Genomic DNA, 16,432 nt, shown 5'->3' on the forward strand with positions numbered 1-16,432 from the left:
CCGAGCGGAGGGGATCAGACATGCTGCTGAGAGTTCGGGTGACCCTGCCGGACCGACCGGGCACGCTCGGCCAGGTGGCCCGGACACTCGGCGTCTCCGGTGCCGACATCGTGCAGGTGGTGGTCCTGGAGCGGCTCGGCGGCCGGGCGGTGGACGACTTCACAGTGGTGTGGCCGGGCGCGGCGCGGGTGGAGCGGATGCTCGCCGGGCTGGCCGCGATCCCCGGCGTGCGGGTGGACGGCGTGTGGCGGGCGATCGGCGCGCCCACCACCACCGGGCAGGACGCGGAGCTGCTCGCCCAGGTGGCCGCCAACCCGGCCGACGGGGTGGCCACGCTCGTCGACGCGGCCCCCGGGCTGCTCGCCGCCGACTGGGCGGTGGCCGCCGTCGTACCCCTGGACTGGGCCTCGCGCAGCGGCGAGGCGGGCGTCGCCGCGATCGGCCACGCGAGCTGGCGGGCGCCGACGCCGCCGCGGCTGCCCGAGGTGACCCCGCTGCGGGCGCGGTCCATCACCAGCCCGGAGGGGCACCACTACGCGGTCGCGCCGTTCGGCCGGGCCGGCCTGGTGCTGGTGGTCGCCCGCGACCACAGCGAGCCACTGGCCGCGGCCGGGTTCCACTCCACCGAGGTGGACCGGCTCGCCCAGATCGTCCGCGCCAGCGCGGTGATCCTCGGCGACCGGCTGGACCTGGTCGGCGCGCCACCCGTGACCACCGTCACCTGACCGGACGGGCCGCGTCACCGCGGGGCAACGGGCCCGCAACAGGGGCACGGCATGGTCGGTGTCGAGGAAGGGAGACAACCATGGCGCTGTGGCGGATCCGAGCCACCGTGGACGACCGGCCGGGTTACCTGTCGGTGCTCACGGCGAGCCTCGCGTTGCGCGGGGTCAACATCCTCAGCGTGCAGGTGCACACCACCGAGGCCGGCGCGGTCGACGACTTCCTGGTCGACGCCCCCGAGCACGTCACCGAGGCGGAACTGCGGGCCGCCGTGGAGCGCGGCCGGGGCCGGGACTGCTGGGTCGCGCGCAGCGAGGCGCGCGGGCTGGCCGACGAGCCGACCCGGGTGGTCGGGCTCGCCGGGCGGCTGGTCCGTGACCCGGAGGCGACCGGCGTGGCGCTGCGCACGCTGCTCGGCGCCGACACCGTGACCTGGCGTCCCACGCCCGCCGCCGCGCCGGGCGGGGTGGGCGGCACGACCATGGCGCTCGCGGACCCGGCCGGCGGCGCGTACGAGCTGCGCCGCCGGGAGCCGAGCTTCACCCCGGCCGAGTACGCCCGGGCGCAGGCCCTCGTCGAGCTGGCGGCGATGCTGGCCCGCCGGGACACCGACCGGGTCACGCTGGTGCTGCCCGACGGCGGGGAGGTGTCGGTGCGGGCGGCGACGGCCGAGGACGTCCCCGGCGTACGTGAGCTGCACGCGGCCTGCTCGCCGCAGAGCCGGCAGCGGCGTTACCTGAGCGGGGCTGCCGACCCGGCGCCGGCGCGGCTGCGCCGGCTGCTGGAGCCGGCCCGGGGCGTGACACTGCTCGCCACGGCGGGCTCCGGCGGGGCGGCGGAGCCGGTCGTGGCGATGGCGAACCTGCTCGGTGAGGGCGACGAGGCCGAGGCGGCGCTGCTGGTCCGCGACGACTGGCAGCGCCGGGGCCTGGGCTCGGCGCTGCTGCGCCGCCTGCTCGGCCACGCCGACCGGGCCGGGTACGCCGCCGTGCTGCTGCACGTGCAGGCCGAGAACACCCCGATGCTGCGTACGCTGCGCCGCCTGGACCGGCCGGTGGCGATGGAACGTGACGGCGCGGTGCTGACCGTGACGCTTCCGCTGGTTCCCGCGCCGCCGACGGGCGAGCCGGCGTCCGGCGGTGACGTGGTGACCGGCGGACCGGCGGTGGCCGGTCACGGCGCGCGTGCCGGCGCGGTCGTGCCGGCGCGGCGGCCAGGATGAGCTGACGGCCGTCCGGCCGGATCACGGAGGTGAGCCGCAACGGCGCGGCACGCCCGAGGGATCCGACCGGAGGGCCGCAACCGGCGCGTTCGCGCGCCACCCGGACCGACCTCCGATGCGGGGGACGGTGACACGGCGGGGCCCCCGATGCGGGGGCCCCGTCCGTGTTCGCGGGATCAGGTGGCGGGGTAGCTGCTGTAGTCGGGGAAGTTGCCGTAGAGCCGGCCGTCGCCGCCCACCGTCACCGCCTGCACCAGCAGGTCGCCGCCGACGAACGCGCCCTTCCAGGAGGCGCCCCGGCCGCCGAACGGCTCGTCCCGGTCGCCCCGGGAGCGCGGCTTGTTGATGCCCACCTTGAACGCCTGGAGGTCCACCGCCAGCTTGCCGGCGAGCTCCTCGTCGTCGCAGGCCAGCGACGCGACAAGCGCGCCGTTGGAGGCGTTCATCGCCGCCAGCAGCTCGTCGGTGGTGTCCACCACGACGATGGTGTCGACCGGGCCGAACGGCTCGGCGTGCATCAGGCGGGACCGGCCGGGCGGGGCCAGCAGCACTGCGGGGGCCACGTACGCGGACGTGTCCTGCCCGTCGAGGAACGGCGCGCCGTCGAGCTTGCCCCGGTGCAGCGGCACGGCGCCGCCGCGTACCGCCTCCTCGACCTTGCGGCGCAGCTCCTCGGCCTTGGCGGCGCTGATCAGCGGCCCGAAGTCCAGCTCCGGCAGCGGGTCGCCGGCCCGCCACGTCTCGTCCACCGCAAGTGGATGGCCGAACCGGATCGAGCGGACCACCGGCAGGTACATGTCGAGGAACTCGTCGACCAGGTCGCGCTGGACCACGAACCGGGGGTACGCGGTGCAGCGCTGCTTGCCGTACTCGAAGCCCTTGCGCAGGTGCGCGGCGAGCGAGTCCCACTGGGAGAAGTTCCAGATGCCCCAGGCGTTGAGGCCCTCCTGCTCGATGAAGTGCCGCTTGTCGCAGTCGAGCAGCGCGGCGGCGACCTTGCCGCCGTTGGAGCGGCCGCCGACGAACGCCACCGCGCCGATCTCCGGCGCGCGGACGAGCACCTCGGACAGTTCCTCGCCGCTGCCGGACAGCAGGGTGGCGGGCAGTCCGGCGCGGCGCATCAGCGCGTGGGCGACGGTGAGGCAGACCGCGCCGCCCTGGGACGGGGTCTTGGCGATCACCGCGTTGCCGGCCAGCAACTGCACCAGCTCGGCGTGCACCAGCACGCTCATCGGGTAGTTCCAGGAGGCGATGTTGCTGACCGGGCCGGGCAGCGGCTCCCGGCCGTCGGCGAGCATCCGCTCGATCTCGCCCACGTACCAGCGCACGCCGTCCAGCGCCCGGTCCACGTCGGCGCAGGCCAGCCGCCACGGCTTGCCGATCTCCCAGACCAGCAGCAGGGCGAGCAGGTCGCGGTGCTCGGTGAGCGCGTCGAGCGCGTCGGTGACCCGGGCGATGCGCTCGGGCAGCGGGGTCCGCGCCCACTCCCGGTGCGCCGCCGCGGCGTGGGCGACAGCGCCGCGCGCCGCCTCGGCGTCGAGCCGGGCCAGGTGGATGAGGACCGTGTTGTCGACCGGGGTACGGACCGGAGCCGGTGTGCCGAGCGCGCGCCACTGCCCCTGGACGAGATTGTGGAGCGTGGGTACGCCCTCGGGTGTGGTGTCGAATGCCTCGGGTGTGGCGGCCACCGCCCGGGCGAGCGTGTCGGACCAGGAGGTGCCCTCGGCGAGTCGTAGAGCCATCGCGATCTCCTCAGGGTTGTCCGGGGAGCGGCGGCGTCGATGGCACCGCAGGTGAGGCGTACTGTCGCGCGGTGCCGAGCGGGCGGGCAACCGTACGCTCGTATGCCAGGACGGCGGCGGCCCGGACGGGGCCGTCAGCGGTGCGTTCGTCGCCACCGCGATGCCGCTGAGCTGGGAACGAGCCGCCTCAATATCGATGCACATCGATGTTGTGATCCAGCTCCCGTTGGTTACCCGCCAGTACGTCCGGCGAGGTCCACCGGCGACGGCCTTCCCAACGTGTTGCGTGCCCATTACATTGTCGCTTATCCATGGGAGCGCTCCCGAGGCTCCTGCGGTCACCCCACCACCACTGCCTCGCGGCAGCCGGAGCCTCAAGCGCCGTCCCCGCTCCGGCTGTCGCGCGGCGCCAGCCACAGGAGCTCGCCATGCCCCGTCCGATACCGCCGCCCGGAGGCCGGTCGCGGCTGCGCCGGCTGCTCGCCGCCGGCGCCGCGCTGGCCGTCGGCCTGGCCACGGCCGTCGCCGCCGCGCCGCCCGCGTCGGCCATGGAGGTACCCGCCGCCGCGCAGGCCGCGGCCACGTTCAACTACGCCGAGGCGTTGCAGAAGTCGCTGTTCTTCTACGAGGCGCAGCAGTCCGGCCGCAAGCCCTCGTGGAACCGCGTCTCCTGGCGCGGCGACTCGGCGCTCACCGACGGCGCCGACGTCGGCGTCGACCTCACCGGCGGCTGGTACGACGCCGGTGACCACGTGAAGTTCGGCTTCCCGATGGCGTTCAGCGCCACCATGCTGGCCTGGGGCGCGGTCGAGTACCGCGACGGCTACGTCGCCTCCGGGCAGCTCACCCACCTGCTGAACAACCTGCGCTTCGTCAACGACTACTTCGTCAAGGCGCACCCCGCGCCGAACGTCCTCTACGGACAGGTGGGCAAGGGCGACGACGACCACAAGTGGTGGGGCCCGGCCGAGGTGATGCCGATGGCGCGGCCCGCGTACAAGATCGACGCGAGCTGCGGCGGCGCGGACCTGGCGGGGGAGACGGCGGCCGCGATGGCCGCCTCGTCCATGGTGTTCCGCCCCACCGACGCGACCTACGCGGACAAGCTGCTCGGCCACGCCAAGCAGCTCTACACGTTCGCCGACACCGTGCGGAAGAACTACCACGAGTGCATCACCGACGCGACGAGCTTCTACAAGTCGTGGAGCGGCTACCAGGACGAACTGGTCTGGGGCGCGATCTGGCTCTACCGGGCCACCGGTGACGCGACCTACCTGGCAAAGGCGGAGAGCGAGTACGACAAGCTCGGCACCGAGCCGCAGTCCACCACCCGCTCCTACAAGTGGACGATCGCCTGGGACAACAAGCAGTTCGGCGCGTACGTGCTGCTGGCCAACCTGACCGGCAAGCAGAAGTACGCCGACGACGCCAACCGGTGGCTGGACTACTGGACGGTGGGCGTCAACGGGCAGCGCGTGCCGTACTCGCCCGGCGGAATGGCGGTGCTCGACTCGTGGGGCGCGCTGCGGTACGCCTCCAACACCGCGTTCGCCGCGCTGGTCTACAGCGACAAGACCACCGACACCACGCGCAAGGCGCGCTACCACGACTTCGCCGTCCGGCAGATCAACTACGCGCTCGGCGACAACCCGCGCAACTCCAGCTACCAGATCGGCTTCGGCGCGAACTCGCCGCGCAATCCGCACCACCGCACCGCGCACGGCTCCTGGTGGGACAGCCAGACCGTGCCCACCGAGACCCGGCACGTGCTCTACGGCGCGCTCGTCGGCGGCCCGTCCTCGGCCAATGACGCGTACACCGACAGCCGGTCGGACTACGTGATGAACGAGGTGGCAACCGACTACAACGCCGGCTTCACCTCCGCGCTGGCCCGCCTCGCCAACGAGTACGGCGGCAGCCCGCGCGCCGGCTTCCCGTCCGCCGAGACGCCCGACATGGACGAGATGACTGTGGAGACCACAGTGATGCAGGCCGAGCCGCGCGCCACCGGGCTCAAGGCGATCATCTACAACAAGTCGGCGTTCCCGGCCCGGGCGCTGACCACCGGTAAGTTCCGGTACTTCTTCCGGCCCGACGGCACCGGACCGGTGACCGTCACCCCCGGCTACACGCAGGGCTGCCCGTCGCCGTCGACCGCGAAGCAGTTCTCCGGCGACATCTGGTACGTCGAGGTCGACTGCACCGGCTACACCATCGCGCCGGCCGGGCAGTCGCAGCACCGGATGGAGGTCCAGTTCAAGATCGGGGTGCCGGAGGGCGGCACCTGGGACCCGACGAACGACCCGTCGTACCAGGCCACCGCCGGGCCCAACCCCAAGGTGCCGCTCTACTCCGGCGGCGTACGGGTCTGGGGCGAGGAGCCCGGACCGGTCACCCCGGACACCACCGCGCCCACCGTGCCCGGCACCCCTGTCGCGTCCGCCGTCACGTCGAGCGGGCTCACGCTGACCTGGGCCGCGTCCACCGACACCGGTGGCAGCGGACTGGCCGGCTACGAGATCACCCAGTCGCAGACCGGCAGCGACGCGCTGGTGCTGCGCACCGCCACCACCAACACGCTCGCGGTGACCGGGCTGCTGCCCGAGCGGACGTACCAGTTCACAGTGCGGGCGCTCGACGGCGCCGGCAACCGCTCCGCGTCGTCGGCGGCGGTCAGCGTCACCACGCCGGCCGGCCCGGCGCCCGACACCACCCCGCCGACCGCGCCCGGCACCCCCACCGCCTCCGCGATCGGCCCGACCGGACTGACGCTGACCTGGGGTCCGTCCACCGACGCGGTGGGCGTCACCGGCTACCGCGTCTACCGGGGCGGGAACGTCCTGGTCGGCTCGGCCACCGGCACCACGCTGGCGGTGACTGGGCTGACCGCCTCCACCACGTACACCTTCACTGTGGTGGCGGTGGACGCGGCCGGAAACGTCTCTCCCGCCTCGCCCGGCGTCACGGTGACCACCACCGCGCCGCCTGCCGGCGGGAACTGCGCGGTGACCTGGACGGCGAACACCTGGGACACCGGGTTCACCGCGAACATCACCGTCGCCAACACCGGCACCACGGCGATCAACGGCTGGACCCTGGCGTTCACGTTCGGCAACGCCGGGCAGAAGGTCGGGCAGGCATGGTCGGCGAACGTGACCCAGACGGGCGCGGCGGTGACCGCGTCGAACCTGTCCTACAACGGCACGCTGGCGCCGGGGGCGTCGACGAGCTTCGGCTTCAACGGCACCCACACCGGCGCCAACCCGAGGCCGGCGAGCTTCACGCTGAACGGGACCGCCTGCACGGTCTCCTGACCGTCGACGTGGCGTGGCCGGCACCGCACCCCGGGTGACCGGCCACGCCGCACCGGGCGGCGCGCGGCCAAAAACGTTCCGAAACTTTTCCGAAACACCATTGTCCCCGTCGATGCGTGGTGGAAGCATCGACAAAGCTAGATACCCAACCGAAACGTCCAGTCGTCCCGCCCCGACGGCCTGGGTGTTGGCCAGCAAGGAGGCCAAGATGGCAATGAGCCCATCCGTTCATCGCGGCGGGAGTCGGCGACGGCGATCGCCCGCCGTCCGAGCGCTGCTCGCCGGCGCGGTCAGCGTCGTGACGGTGGCCGCCGTCGCGGTGATGATGCCGTCGGCGAACGCGGCCGCGAGCACGCTGGGCGCGGCCGCCGCGCAGTCGGGCCGGTACTTCGGCACCGCCATCGCGGCGGGCCGGCTCGGCGACTCGACGTACAGCACGATCGCCGGGCGTGAGTTCAACATGATCACGGCCGAGAACGAGATGAAGCCGGACGCGACACAGCCCCAGCGGGGCCAGTTCAACTTCAACTCGGGCGACCAGATCTACAACTGGGCGACCCAGCGGGGCTTGAAGGTCCGGGGGCACACGCTGGCGTGGCACGCGCAGCAGCCGGGCTGGATGCAGAGCCTGAACGGCAGCAACCTGCGTCAGGCGATGATCGACCACATCAACGGCGTGATGGCCCACTACAAGGGCAAGCTGGCCGCGTGGGACGTGGTGAACGAGGCGTTCAACGAGGACGGCAGCCGCCGCAGCTCCAACCTCCAGGGCACCGGCAACGACTGGATCGAGGTCGCGTTCCGCACCGCGCGGGCGGCCGACCCGTCGACCAAGCTCTGCTACAACGACTACAACATCGAGAACTGGTCGTACGGCAAGACGCAGGGCGTCTACAACATGATCCGGGACTTCAAGTCCCGGGGCGTGCCGATCGACTGCGTCGGGTTGCAGACCCACTTCACCGGCGGCAGCTCGCTGCCGGGCAACTTCCAGACCACGCTGTCCAGCTTCGCGGCGCTGGGTGTGGACGTGGCGCTGACCGAGGTGGACGTCACGAACTCCTCGACCAGCCAGTACGCCGGGTTGACCCAGGCGTGCATCAACGTGCCGCGCTGCATCGGCATCACGGTCTGGGGCGTGCGCGACAGCGACTCGTGGCGTTCGAACGAGAACCCGCTGCTGTTCGACGGCGGCGGCAACAAGAAGGCCGCGTACAACTCGGTCCTCAACGCGCTCAACGCGGCCGCCCCGACCTCGGGGCCGACCACGACCCCCACCACGGGACCGCCGCCGAGCGGTGGCGCCGGCCGGATCGTCGGCGTGCAGTCGGGCCGGTGCATCGACGTGCCGAACGCCACCCAGACGAACGGCACCCGGGTACAGCTCTACGACTGCAACGGTCAGTCGAACCAGCAGTGGACGTACACCTCCAGCAAGCAGCTGATGGTCTACGGCACCAAGTGCCTCGACGCGAACGGCGCGGCCACCGCCAACGGCACCGGAGTCATCATCTGGGACTGCAACGGCCAGTCCAACCAGCAGTGGAACATCAACTCCAACGGCACGATCAGCGGCGTGCAGTCCGGCCGCTGCCTGGACGTCTGGGGCACCGGCAACGGCCAGCAGATCCAGTTGTACGACTGCCACGGACAGACCAACCAGCAGTGGCGGACCGACTTCGGTGGCACCACGCCCCCGACCACGCCGCCGCCGACCACGACGCCCCCGCCGGGCGGCTGCTCGCTCCCGTCGACCTACCGGTGGTCGTCCACCGGCGCGCTGGCCAACCCGCAGAACGGCTGGGTCTCGCTCAAGGACTTCACCAACGTGGTCTACAACGGCAAGCACCTGGTCTACGGGTCGTACGTCAACAGCAGCGGCCAGTACAGCTCGATGAACTTCAGCACGTTCACGAACTGGTCCGACATGGCCTCGGCCGGCCAGAACGGAATGAGCCAGGGCACCGTGGCGCCCACGCTGCTGTACTTCGCGCCGAAGAACATCTGGGTGCTGGCGTACCAGTGGGGACCGACCTCGTTCAGCTACAAGACGTCGAGCGACCCGACGAACGCCAACGGCTGGTCCTCGGCGCAGACGCTGTCCACCGCCACCCTGCCCGACGCCCCGTACGGCGTCATCGACCAGACCCTGATCGGTGACGACCAGAACATGTACCTGTTCTTCGCCGGGGACAACGGCAAGATCTACCGGTCGAGCATGCCGCTCGGGAACTTCCCGGGCAGCTTCGGCTCGAACTACACGACGATCATGACCGACTCGACGAACAACCTGTTCGAGGGCGTCGAGGTCTACAAGGTGGCGGGCCAGAACCAGTACCTCATGATCGTCGAGGCGATCGGAAGCCAGGGACGCTACTTCCGGTCCTTCACGTCCAACAGCCTCGGCGGCTCGTGGACCCCGCAGGCCGCCACGGAGAGCAACCCCTTCGCGGGCAAGGCCAACAGCGGCGCGACGTGGACCAACGACATCAGCCACGGTGACCTGGTCCGCACCAACCCCGACCAGACCAAGACCGTCGACGCCTGCAACCTGCAGCTCCTGTACCAGGGCAAGAACCCCAGTGCGGGAGGCGACTACAACCTGCTGCCGTGGCGGCCGGGTGTGCTGACCCTCCAGCGCTAGGCGCCACACCGTTCGAGGAAAGCGTGCCCGGCACCCGTGCGGTGCCGGGCACGCCCTTTCCGGTGGGCCGGCCCGGCCGGCGCGCGGACGGCGGCGAGCCGGGGCAAGCTGGGGCGGTGGAGCGCGAGCTGCTGACCGTCGGACACGGGGCCGCCCACCGCGACCAGCTCGGGGACCTGCTGGCCGGCGCGGAGGTCGCCCTGGTCGTGGACGTGCGCCGCTACCCGGCCAGCCGGACCAACCCGGACGTCCGCCGCGAGGCCATGGAACGCTGGCTGCCGGAACGCGGCATCGGCTACCGCTGGGAGCCGCGCCTCGGGGGCCGCCGGCACGTCCCCGCCGGTGAGCCGGAACCGGACACCTGGTGGACGGTCGCGGCCTTCCGGGCGTACGCCGCGTACACCCGCACGCCCGACTTCGACGCCGCACTGGACGAGGTGCTGGCCGACGCCGCGCTGCGGAGAACCGCTGTGATGTGCAGCGAGAGCGTCTGGTGGCGCTGCCACCGGCGGCTGATCGCCGACGTCGCCGTACTCGGCCGCGGCGTGCCGGTGTCGCACCTCATGCCGGACGGCCGGCTCAGCCCGCATCGGCCCGCCGAGGGCGCCCGCCGGCTGCCCGACGGGCACCTGCTCTGGGCCGGCTGACTCAGCCCGCCAGATCCTCGGCGAGCAGATCCATCAGCAGCGCGTCGTGCCAGCGCCCGTCCGCCCCGCGCTCGTAGCGGCGCATGATGCCCACCGGACGGAAACCCACCTTCGCGTACGCGCGGATCGCCGCCGTGTTCGCCGCCGCCGGGTCGATGGTGAACCGGTGGTGGCCGTACTCGTCGATCAGGTGCCGGACCAGCGTGCGGACCGCGTCGCCGCCCAGCCCGGTGCCGCGTACCGCCGGGTCGAGGAAGACGTCCAGGCTGGCGTGCCGGTAGTCCGGGTCGGTCTCGGCGTACCACTGGATCGCGCCGACCAGCCGGCCGTCGTGCTCGACGGCGTAGACGGTCAGCTCGTCGTCGGCCAGGTCGGCCCGCACCGACTCGGCCAGGTCGTCTCCGCCGCGCCACCAGCGGCGCACCTCGGGGTTGGCCCGGATCGCGGCCAGCGCGGGCACGTCGGCGTCGGTCACCGGCCGCAGCGTCACCGCCCGCCCCCGCAGCACGCCTCAGCCCCGCCGCTCGCCGTGCTCGACGCAGACCGCCGACCAGCCGGCCGGTACGACCTGCACCTTCATCCGCCGCCGGCAGGACGCGCACCAGCGCGGCGGCTCCCACGCCCGGGCCGCCTCGCACGCCGGATGCGGTCCGGCCGCCACCGACTCGCCGCACCTGTCGCACCAGAGCGCGGCGAGGGCGGCCGGGGCGGGGGAAAGATCGGTCACCGCTGCCTCACAGGGTCGCCGAGAGCGCCTTCACCGGCATCTTCAGGTCTTCCAGCAGCTTCAGGTCGGCCGTCGCCGGGCGACCCAGCGTGGTCAGGTAGTTGCCGACGATCACCGCGTTGATGCCGCCGAGCAGGCCCTCGCGGGTGCCCAGGTCACCGAGGGTGAGCTCGCGGCCGCCCGCGTACCGCAGGATGGTGCGCGGCATGGCCAGCCGGAACGCGGCGATCGCGCGCAGCGCGTCCTTGCCCTCCACCACCGGGCGGTCACCGAGCGGGGTGCCCGGCCGCGGGTTGAGGAAGTTCAGCGGCACCTCGTGCGGATCCAGCTCGGCGAGCTGCGCGGCGAACTCGGCGCGCTGCTCCACCGTCTCGCCGAGCCCGAGGATGCCGCCGCAGCAGACCTCCATGCCGGACTCGCGGACCATCCGCAGCGTCTCCCAGCGCTCCTCCCACGAGTGCGTGGTGACCACGTTCGGGAAGTAGGAGCGGCAGGTCTCCAGGTTGTGGTTGTAGCGGTGCACGCCCATCTCGACCAGCTCGTCGACCTGCTCCTTGGTGAGCATGCCGAGCGACGCGGCGACCTGGATGTCGACAGCGGCCCGGATGGCGGCCACACCCTCGCGCATCTGCTTCATCAGCCGGGCGTCCGGGCCGCGCACGGCAGCCACGATGCAGAACTCGGTCGCCCCGGTCGCGGCGGTCTGCTTCGCGGCCTCGACCAGCGCCGGGATGTCCAGCCAGACCGACCGGACGGGCGAGGTGAACAGGCCGGACTGCGAGCAGAAGTGGCAGTCCTCCGGGCATCCGCCGGTCTTCAGCGAGACGATGCCCTCGACCTCGACCTCCGGACCGCACCAGCGCATCCGGACCTCGTGAGCGAGCTGGAGCGCGGCGGGCAGGTGTTCGTCGGGCAGGTTCAGCACCGCGAGGACACCGGCCTCGTCGAGGCCGACACCGTTGCCCAGCACCCGGTCCCGGGCCTGGTCGAGGATCTCTGGCATGGCTCGTAACCTAACAGGCCACCGAGGGCCCGGGAAACCGCCGCCAGCAGCCCCGGCGAGCCGGGACCGCGCCACGCCGGGGCCCTCGGGACGGGTGGTAACTTCGCCCCGCGGAAGCGCCCGGCGGGGCGGGGGGTCGGCGGGAGGGGACGGCACGGTGGCGGACTGGCTGGCGGCCCTGGACCGCCGCGCCGAGCTGCGGGCCCGGGCGGGGCTGACCCGCACGCTGCGTCCCCGGGCCGCCGACGACCCGGTGGTCGACCTGGCCGGCAACGACTACCTCGGCCTGGCCACCCACCCGGAGGTCACCGCCGCCGCGGCGACGGCCCTGTCCGCGTACGGGCTGGGCGCCACCGGGTCACGCCTGGTGCGCGGCTCCACCGACGCGCACCACGCGCTTGAGGACGACCTGGCCGACTGGCTCGGCGTCGACCGGGCGCTCGTCTTCTCCTCCGGCTACCTGGCCAACCTCGCCGCCGTCCGGGGACTGACGCAGCCGCGTACGCTGCTCGTCTCCGACGCCCACAACCACGCCTCGCTGATCGACGGCTGCCGGATCTCCGGCGCAGAGACGCTCGTGACGCCGCACGCCGACGTCGCAGCGGTGGCGGCGGCGCTCGCCGCCGCGCCGGGCCGCCCGGCCGTGGTGGTGACCGAGTCGGTCTTCTCCGTCGACGGCGACCTGGCCCCGCTCACGGAGCTGCACGAGGTGGCCCGCCGCCACGGCGCGCTGCTGCTCGTCGACGACGCGCACGCGCTCGGCGTCACCGGCCCGGCCGGGGCCGGCGGGGTGGCCGCCGCCGGGCTGGCCGGCGCGCCGGACGTGGTGGTCACCGCGACGCTGTCCAAGGCGCTCGGCGGTGCCGGTGGCGTGGTCGCCGGGCCGGCGGAGTTCGTCCGCCACCTGGTGGAGACCGGCCGGACGTTCATCTTCGACACCGCGCCGCCGCCCGCCGTGGTGGCCGGGGTACGCGCTGCGGTGCGCCTGGCCCGCGACGGCGACGCGCTGCGCGCCGAGCTGGCCGACCGGGTCGCGACGGCGGTGCGCCGGCTGGGCGGTGCGGGACTGCCCGTCTCCGCCCCGGACGGCGCCGTGATCTCGGTGACCGCGCCCGGCCCGGAGGCGGCGACCGCCTGGGCCGCCGCCTGCCGGGAACGGGGCGTGGCGGTCGGCTGCTTCCGGCCGCCGTCCACGCCGGACAGCCGTTCCCGGCTGCGCCTCACGGTCAGCGCCGGGGTGCGGCGGGCCGACTTCGAACGGGCCCTGGACGTGATCGTGGAGTGTGCGCGGGAGGTCTCATGAGTGACGGCTGGACCGGGCCGGTGCTGGTGACCGGCACGGACACCGAGATCGGCAAGACCGTGGTGACCGCCGCCGTCGCCGCCGCCGCGCAGGCCGCCGGACTGCGGGTCGCGGTGGTCAAGCCCGGCCAGACCGGTACGGCCACCGGTGAGCCCGGCGACGTCGACTCGGTGACCCGGCTGGCCGCCCCGCTGACCGGCCGGACGCTCGCCAGCTACCCCGATCCGCTCGCGCCGCTCGCCGCGGCCCGGGTGGCCGACCTGCCGCCGCTGGAGCTGTACAACGCCGTCGACGCGATCCGCGAGGAGGCCGACAAGCACGACCTGGTGCTGATCGAGGGCGCGGGCGGTCTGCTCGTACCGATGGGGTTGCGCCCGTCCGGCGAGCCGTGGACGGTGGCCGACCTCGCGGTGTCGCTCGGCGCGCCCGCGGTGGTGGTGGCGCGGGCCGGGCTCGGCACGCTCAACCACACCGCGTTGACGCTGGAGGCGCTGGAACGGCGGGCCGTGCCGGCCGGCGTGGTGATCGGAGCCTGGCCGGCCGAGCCGGAGCTGGTGCACTGGCTCAACCTGTCCGAGCTGGTGCCGAACCTGCTCGGCGCGGTGCCGGCCGGCGCGGGCGGGATGGACCCGGGCGTGTTCCGCCGGTCCGCGCCGGGCTGGCTCACCCCCGCCCTGTACGGCGTGCTCGACGACTGGCGCGCCTGGGCCGAGGAGACCTGACTTTCGTCGGTGCCCGGCCCGGCCGGGCGTGGGTAGCGTGACCGCCGTGGAATCCCGCGAACGACAACGCCGGGCCGGTGACCTGCTGGTCTGGGCGGTGCTCGCGACGCCGGTGACGGCCGGCCGGATCAGTCCGCCGTGGCAGGCGCACGACCTGCCGCTGTACGGCGTCGTGCTGGCCCTGCTCGCGCTGGCCGTGGCGGTGAGCCGCCGATGGCCGCTGGCGGCGGTGCTGGTCGTGGTCGCCGGTTCGCTCGTCGACGGAAACGTGGTCTTCGCCATCCCGGTCTTCGGTTACCTGGCCGGGCTGCGCAGCGCCCGGGCCGCGCCGGCCGCTGTCGTCTTCGCCGCCATCGCGGTGACCGGCACCGTGCTCAACCTCGGGCTGCTCGGCACCGACCCGGCCACCTGGTTCATGCTCGCCTCGGTGCTGCTGTTCGCCGGGGTCTTCCCCTGGCTGCTGGGCCGGCTGCGGCGCCAGCAGCAGGCGCTCGCCGACGCCGGGCGGCGGCACGCGGAGGACGAACGGCGGGCGGTGGTGGAGCGCGTGCGCCTGCGGGAGCGGGCCCGGATCGCCCAGGACATGCACGACTCGCTCGGCCACGACCTGAGCCTCATCGCGCTGCGGGCCGGGGCACTGGAGCTGGCGCCGGACCTGTCCCCGGCACATCGGGCGGCGGCGGGGGAGCTGCGGGCCAGCGTGGCCGCCGCCTCGGAACGGCTGCACGACGTGGTCGGTGTGCTGCGCGAGGAGCACACGCTGCGACCGCCGGGGGAGTCGGTCGCGGACGTGGTCGACGGCGCGCGCGACGCCGGGATGGCGGTCGAGCTGCGTGCCGACGCCGCCGAGCTGCCGCCGCTGGTGGCGCACGCCGTGCACCGGGTGGTCCGGGAGGCACTCACCAACGCCGCCCGGTACGCCCCGGACGCCCCGGTCGTGGTCGAGGTGACCCGGGCCGCCGACGCGGTGACCGTCGCGGTGGTCAACCCGGCGCCGCCGGCCGGCCCGCTGCCCGGACCGGCGTCGCACGGCTCCGGCCTGGTGGCGCTGCGCGAGCGGGTACGCCTCGCCGGCGGCGTGCTGGACGCCGGCCCGCGCGACGGCGGCTGGGCGGTCACCGCACACCTCCCGCTCACCGACGCGGGCCGTCCCGCCACGCCGCCGCCCGGCCGCGCGGACGCCGGTTCACCGGTCGCCGGCCCGATCCGGGCCTCCGGGACGCCGGCCCTCGCCGACGCGGGTCCGCCGGTCACCGGCCTGGCTGACGGTTCCGGGGCCGCCGCCCCGAGACCCGGCGACGACGACCTCACGGAGATCGACCCGCTCGGCGCCGGACGCGTCGGCGTACGCGGCCGGGACGGACGCGGGGACGCGGAGCGCCGGCTGCGGGAGGCCCGTCGGCGGCTGCGGCGCAGCCTGCTCGTGGCGTTCGGCGCGCCCGCCGGACTGGCCCTGGTGCTGACCCTGGTCTACTACCCGCTCGCCACGGCCGGGGCGGTGCTCGACCAGGCGGGCTTCGAACGGCTGCGGCTGGGCGAGCCGCGCGACGCGCTCGAACTGCCCCGCCGCCAGGTCGATCCACCGGGGACCGGTGCCCTCCCGGGCTGCGAGTACTACACCGACCGCAACTTCCCGTTCGCCCAGGCGACCTGGCAGCTCTGCTTCGCCGACGGGCGGCTGGTCAGCAAGGAGCAGATCGCACCATGAGCGACGAGCGCGGGCGTCCGGTGCGGGTGGTGCTCGCCGACGACGAGGCCCTGGTCCGGGCCGGGGTCCGGACGATCCTGGCCGCCGACCCCGGCGTCGAGGTGGTCGGCGAGGCCGAGGACGGCCTCGCGGCGGTCGAGCTGGTCCGCGCACACCGGCCCAGGGTGGCGCTGCTGGACATCCGGATGCCCCGCTGCGACGGGCTCAGCGCCGCGGCGCAGATCCGCCGGCTGGTGCCGGAGACGGCGGCGGTCATGCTCACCACGTTCGGCGACGACGACCTGATCGCCCGCGCGCTCGGCCACGGCGCCGCCGGGTTCCTGCTCAAGTCCGGCGACCCGCGGGAACTACTGGCCGGGGTGCGGGCGGTGGCCGACGGCGGGGCGTACCTGTCGCCGCGGGTCGCGCGCCGGGTGATCGAGCTGAGCGGCGGCCGGCTCGCCCGTGGCCCGTACGCGCGGGACCGACTGGCCGGACTCACCGACCGGGAACGCGACGTGCTGGCGCTGGTCGGTGCGGGACTGTCGAACGCCGAGATCGCCCGCCGGCTGCACCTGGTCGAGGGGACCGTGAAGAGCTACCTGACCAGCATCTTCACCCGGCTGGACGTGCGCAACCGGGTGCAGGCGGCGATCCTCGCGTACGAGGCGGGGCTGGTCCCGCCCGCCGGCTGACCA

Annotated in this window: 13 protein-coding genes; 9 read left to right on the top strand and 4 right to left on the bottom strand. The window is 73.8% G+C overall.

Annotated elements, in window-relative coordinates; translation table 11 throughout:
• Positions 1–20 precede the first annotated feature (20 nt).
• Positions 21–725: an ACT domain-containing protein gene (locus FHU28_RS11325; RefSeq protein ID WP_116505060.1), complete on the top strand. Its 705-nt coding sequence runs from the start codon at positions 21–23 to the stop codon at positions 723–725.
• A gap of 80 nt (positions 726–805) precedes the next feature.
• The gene (locus tag FHU28_RS11330) at positions 806–1,945 is read left to right on the top strand and encodes a GNAT family N-acetyltransferase (protein WP_260412880.1); all 1,140 of its coding nucleotides are present in this window, start codon (positions 806–808) and stop codon (positions 1,943–1,945) included.
• 176 nt (positions 1,946–2,121) lie between these two features.
• Here FHU28_RS11330 and FHU28_RS11335 read toward each other — a convergent pair whose 3' ends face one another.
• Complete coding sequence (locus FHU28_RS11335; protein WP_184683529.1) at positions 2,122–3,687, bottom strand: aldehyde dehydrogenase family protein; 1,566 nt, start codon at positions 3,685–3,687, stop codon at positions 2,122–2,124.
• 428 nt (positions 3,688–4,115) lie between these two features.
• Here FHU28_RS11335 and FHU28_RS11340 point away from each other — a divergent pair, with 428 nt between their 5' ends.
• The 3 genes from FHU28_RS11340 (at position 4,116) to FHU28_RS11350 (ending at position 10,292) form a co-directional block, all read left to right on the top strand.
• Positions 4,116–7,001 (top strand): glycoside hydrolase family 9 protein, encoded by a 2,886-nt coding sequence (locus FHU28_RS11340; RefSeq protein ID WP_184683531.1) that lies wholly within the window; start codon positions 4,116–4,118, stop codon positions 6,999–7,001.
• A 208-nt stretch (positions 7,002–7,209) separates the two neighbouring features.
• The gene (locus FHU28_RS11345; RefSeq protein WP_184683533.1) at positions 7,210–9,645 is read left to right on the top strand and encodes a non-reducing end alpha-L-arabinofuranosidase family hydrolase; all 2,436 of its coding nucleotides are present in this window, start codon (positions 7,210–7,212) and stop codon (positions 9,643–9,645) included.
• 116 nt (positions 9,646–9,761) lie between these two features.
• Positions 9,762–10,292, top strand: a complete 531-nt coding sequence (locus FHU28_RS11350; RefSeq protein WP_151500937.1) for a DUF488 domain-containing protein — start codon at positions 9,762–9,764, stop codon at positions 10,290–10,292.
• A 1-nt stretch (position 10,293) separates the two neighbouring features.
• Here the strand turns inward: FHU28_RS11350 and FHU28_RS11355 are convergent, their stop codons facing one another.
• From FHU28_RS11355 to bioB, 3 genes are read right to left on the bottom strand one after another with little or no spacing between them, the layout of a single operon-like run.
• Positions 10,294–10,800 (bottom strand): GNAT family N-acetyltransferase, encoded by a 507-nt coding sequence (locus FHU28_RS11355; protein ID WP_184683535.1) that lies wholly within the window; start codon positions 10,798–10,800, stop codon positions 10,294–10,296.
• A 3-nt stretch (positions 10,801–10,803) separates the two neighbouring features.
• Positions 10,804–11,019: a biotin synthase auxiliary protein BsaP gene (gene bsaP, locus FHU28_RS11360; protein WP_184683537.1), complete on the bottom strand. Its 216-nt coding sequence runs from the start codon at positions 11,017–11,019 to the stop codon at positions 10,804–10,806.
• A 7-nt stretch (positions 11,020–11,026) separates the two neighbouring features.
• Positions 11,027–12,022 carry a biotin synthase BioB gene (gene bioB / locus FHU28_RS11365; RefSeq protein ID WP_184683539.1) on the bottom strand — a complete coding sequence of 332 codons (996 nt, stop codon included), beginning with the start codon at positions 12,020–12,022 and terminating at the stop codon, positions 11,027–11,029.
• Between the two features lie 157 nt (positions 12,023–12,179).
• Here bioB and FHU28_RS11370 point away from each other — a divergent pair, with 157 nt between their 5' ends.
• From FHU28_RS11370 to FHU28_RS11385, 4 genes are read left to right on the top strand one after another with little or no spacing between them, the layout of a single operon-like run.
• The gene (locus FHU28_RS11370) at positions 12,180–13,325 is read left to right on the top strand and encodes an 8-amino-7-oxononanoate synthase (RefSeq protein ID WP_184683541.1); all 1,146 of its coding nucleotides are present in this window, start codon (positions 12,180–12,182) and stop codon (positions 13,323–13,325) included.
• Positions 13,322–14,047, top strand: a complete 726-nt coding sequence (gene bioD, locus FHU28_RS11375) for a dethiobiotin synthase (protein ID WP_184683543.1) — start codon at positions 13,322–13,324, stop codon at positions 14,045–14,047. The genes FHU28_RS11370 and bioD overlap by 4 nt, the downstream gene beginning before the upstream one ends.
• A gap of 46 nt (positions 14,048–14,093) precedes the next feature.
• Positions 14,094–15,755, top strand: coding sequence for a sensor histidine kinase (locus tag FHU28_RS11380; RefSeq protein WP_311773567.1), 1,662 nt, complete (start codon positions 14,094–14,096; stop codon positions 15,753–15,755).
• Positions 15,752–16,429 carry a response regulator gene (locus tag FHU28_RS11385; protein ID WP_184683549.1) on the top strand — a complete coding sequence of 226 codons (678 nt, stop codon included), beginning with the start codon at positions 15,752–15,754 and terminating at the stop codon, positions 16,427–16,429. The genes FHU28_RS11380 and FHU28_RS11385 overlap by 4 nt, the downstream gene beginning before the upstream one ends.
• Positions 16,430–16,432: the final 3 nt, after the last annotated feature.

Origin of the sequence: Micromonospora echinospora (assembly GCF_014203425.1) — a bacterium.
GTDB classification, from domain to species: domain Bacteria; phylum Actinomycetota; class Actinomycetes; order Mycobacteriales; family Micromonosporaceae; genus Micromonospora; species Micromonospora echinospora_A.

Excerpts from the sequence above, each read along its gene's own strand:
- FHU28_RS11325 (WP_116505060.1), top strand. The coding sequence starts at position 21 with ATGCTGCTGAGAGTTCGGGTGACCCTGCCGGACCGACCGGGCACGCTC.
- FHU28_RS11330 (WP_260412880.1), top strand. The coding sequence starts at position 806 with ATGGCGCTGTGGCGGATCCGAGCCACCGTGGACGACCGGCCGGGTTAC.
- FHU28_RS11335 (WP_184683529.1), bottom strand. The coding sequence starts at position 3,687 with ATGGCTCTACGACTCGCCGAGGGCACCTCCTGGTCCGACACGCTCGCC.
- FHU28_RS11340 (WP_184683531.1), top strand. The coding sequence starts at position 4,116 with ATGCCCCGTCCGATACCGCCGCCCGGAGGCCGGTCGCGGCTGCGCCGG.
- FHU28_RS11345 (WP_184683533.1), top strand. The coding sequence starts at position 7,210 with ATGGCAATGAGCCCATCCGTTCATCGCGGCGGGAGTCGGCGACGGCGA.
- bioB (WP_184683539.1), bottom strand. The coding sequence starts at position 12,022 with ATGCCAGAGATCCTCGACCAGGCCCGGGACCGGGTGCTGGGCAACGGT.
- bioD (WP_184683543.1), top strand. The coding sequence starts at position 13,322 with ATGAGTGACGGCTGGACCGGGCCGGTGCTGGTGACCGGCACGGACACC.
- FHU28_RS11385 (WP_184683549.1), top strand. The coding sequence starts at position 15,752 with ATGAGCGACGAGCGCGGGCGTCCGGTGCGGGTGGTGCTCGCCGACGAC.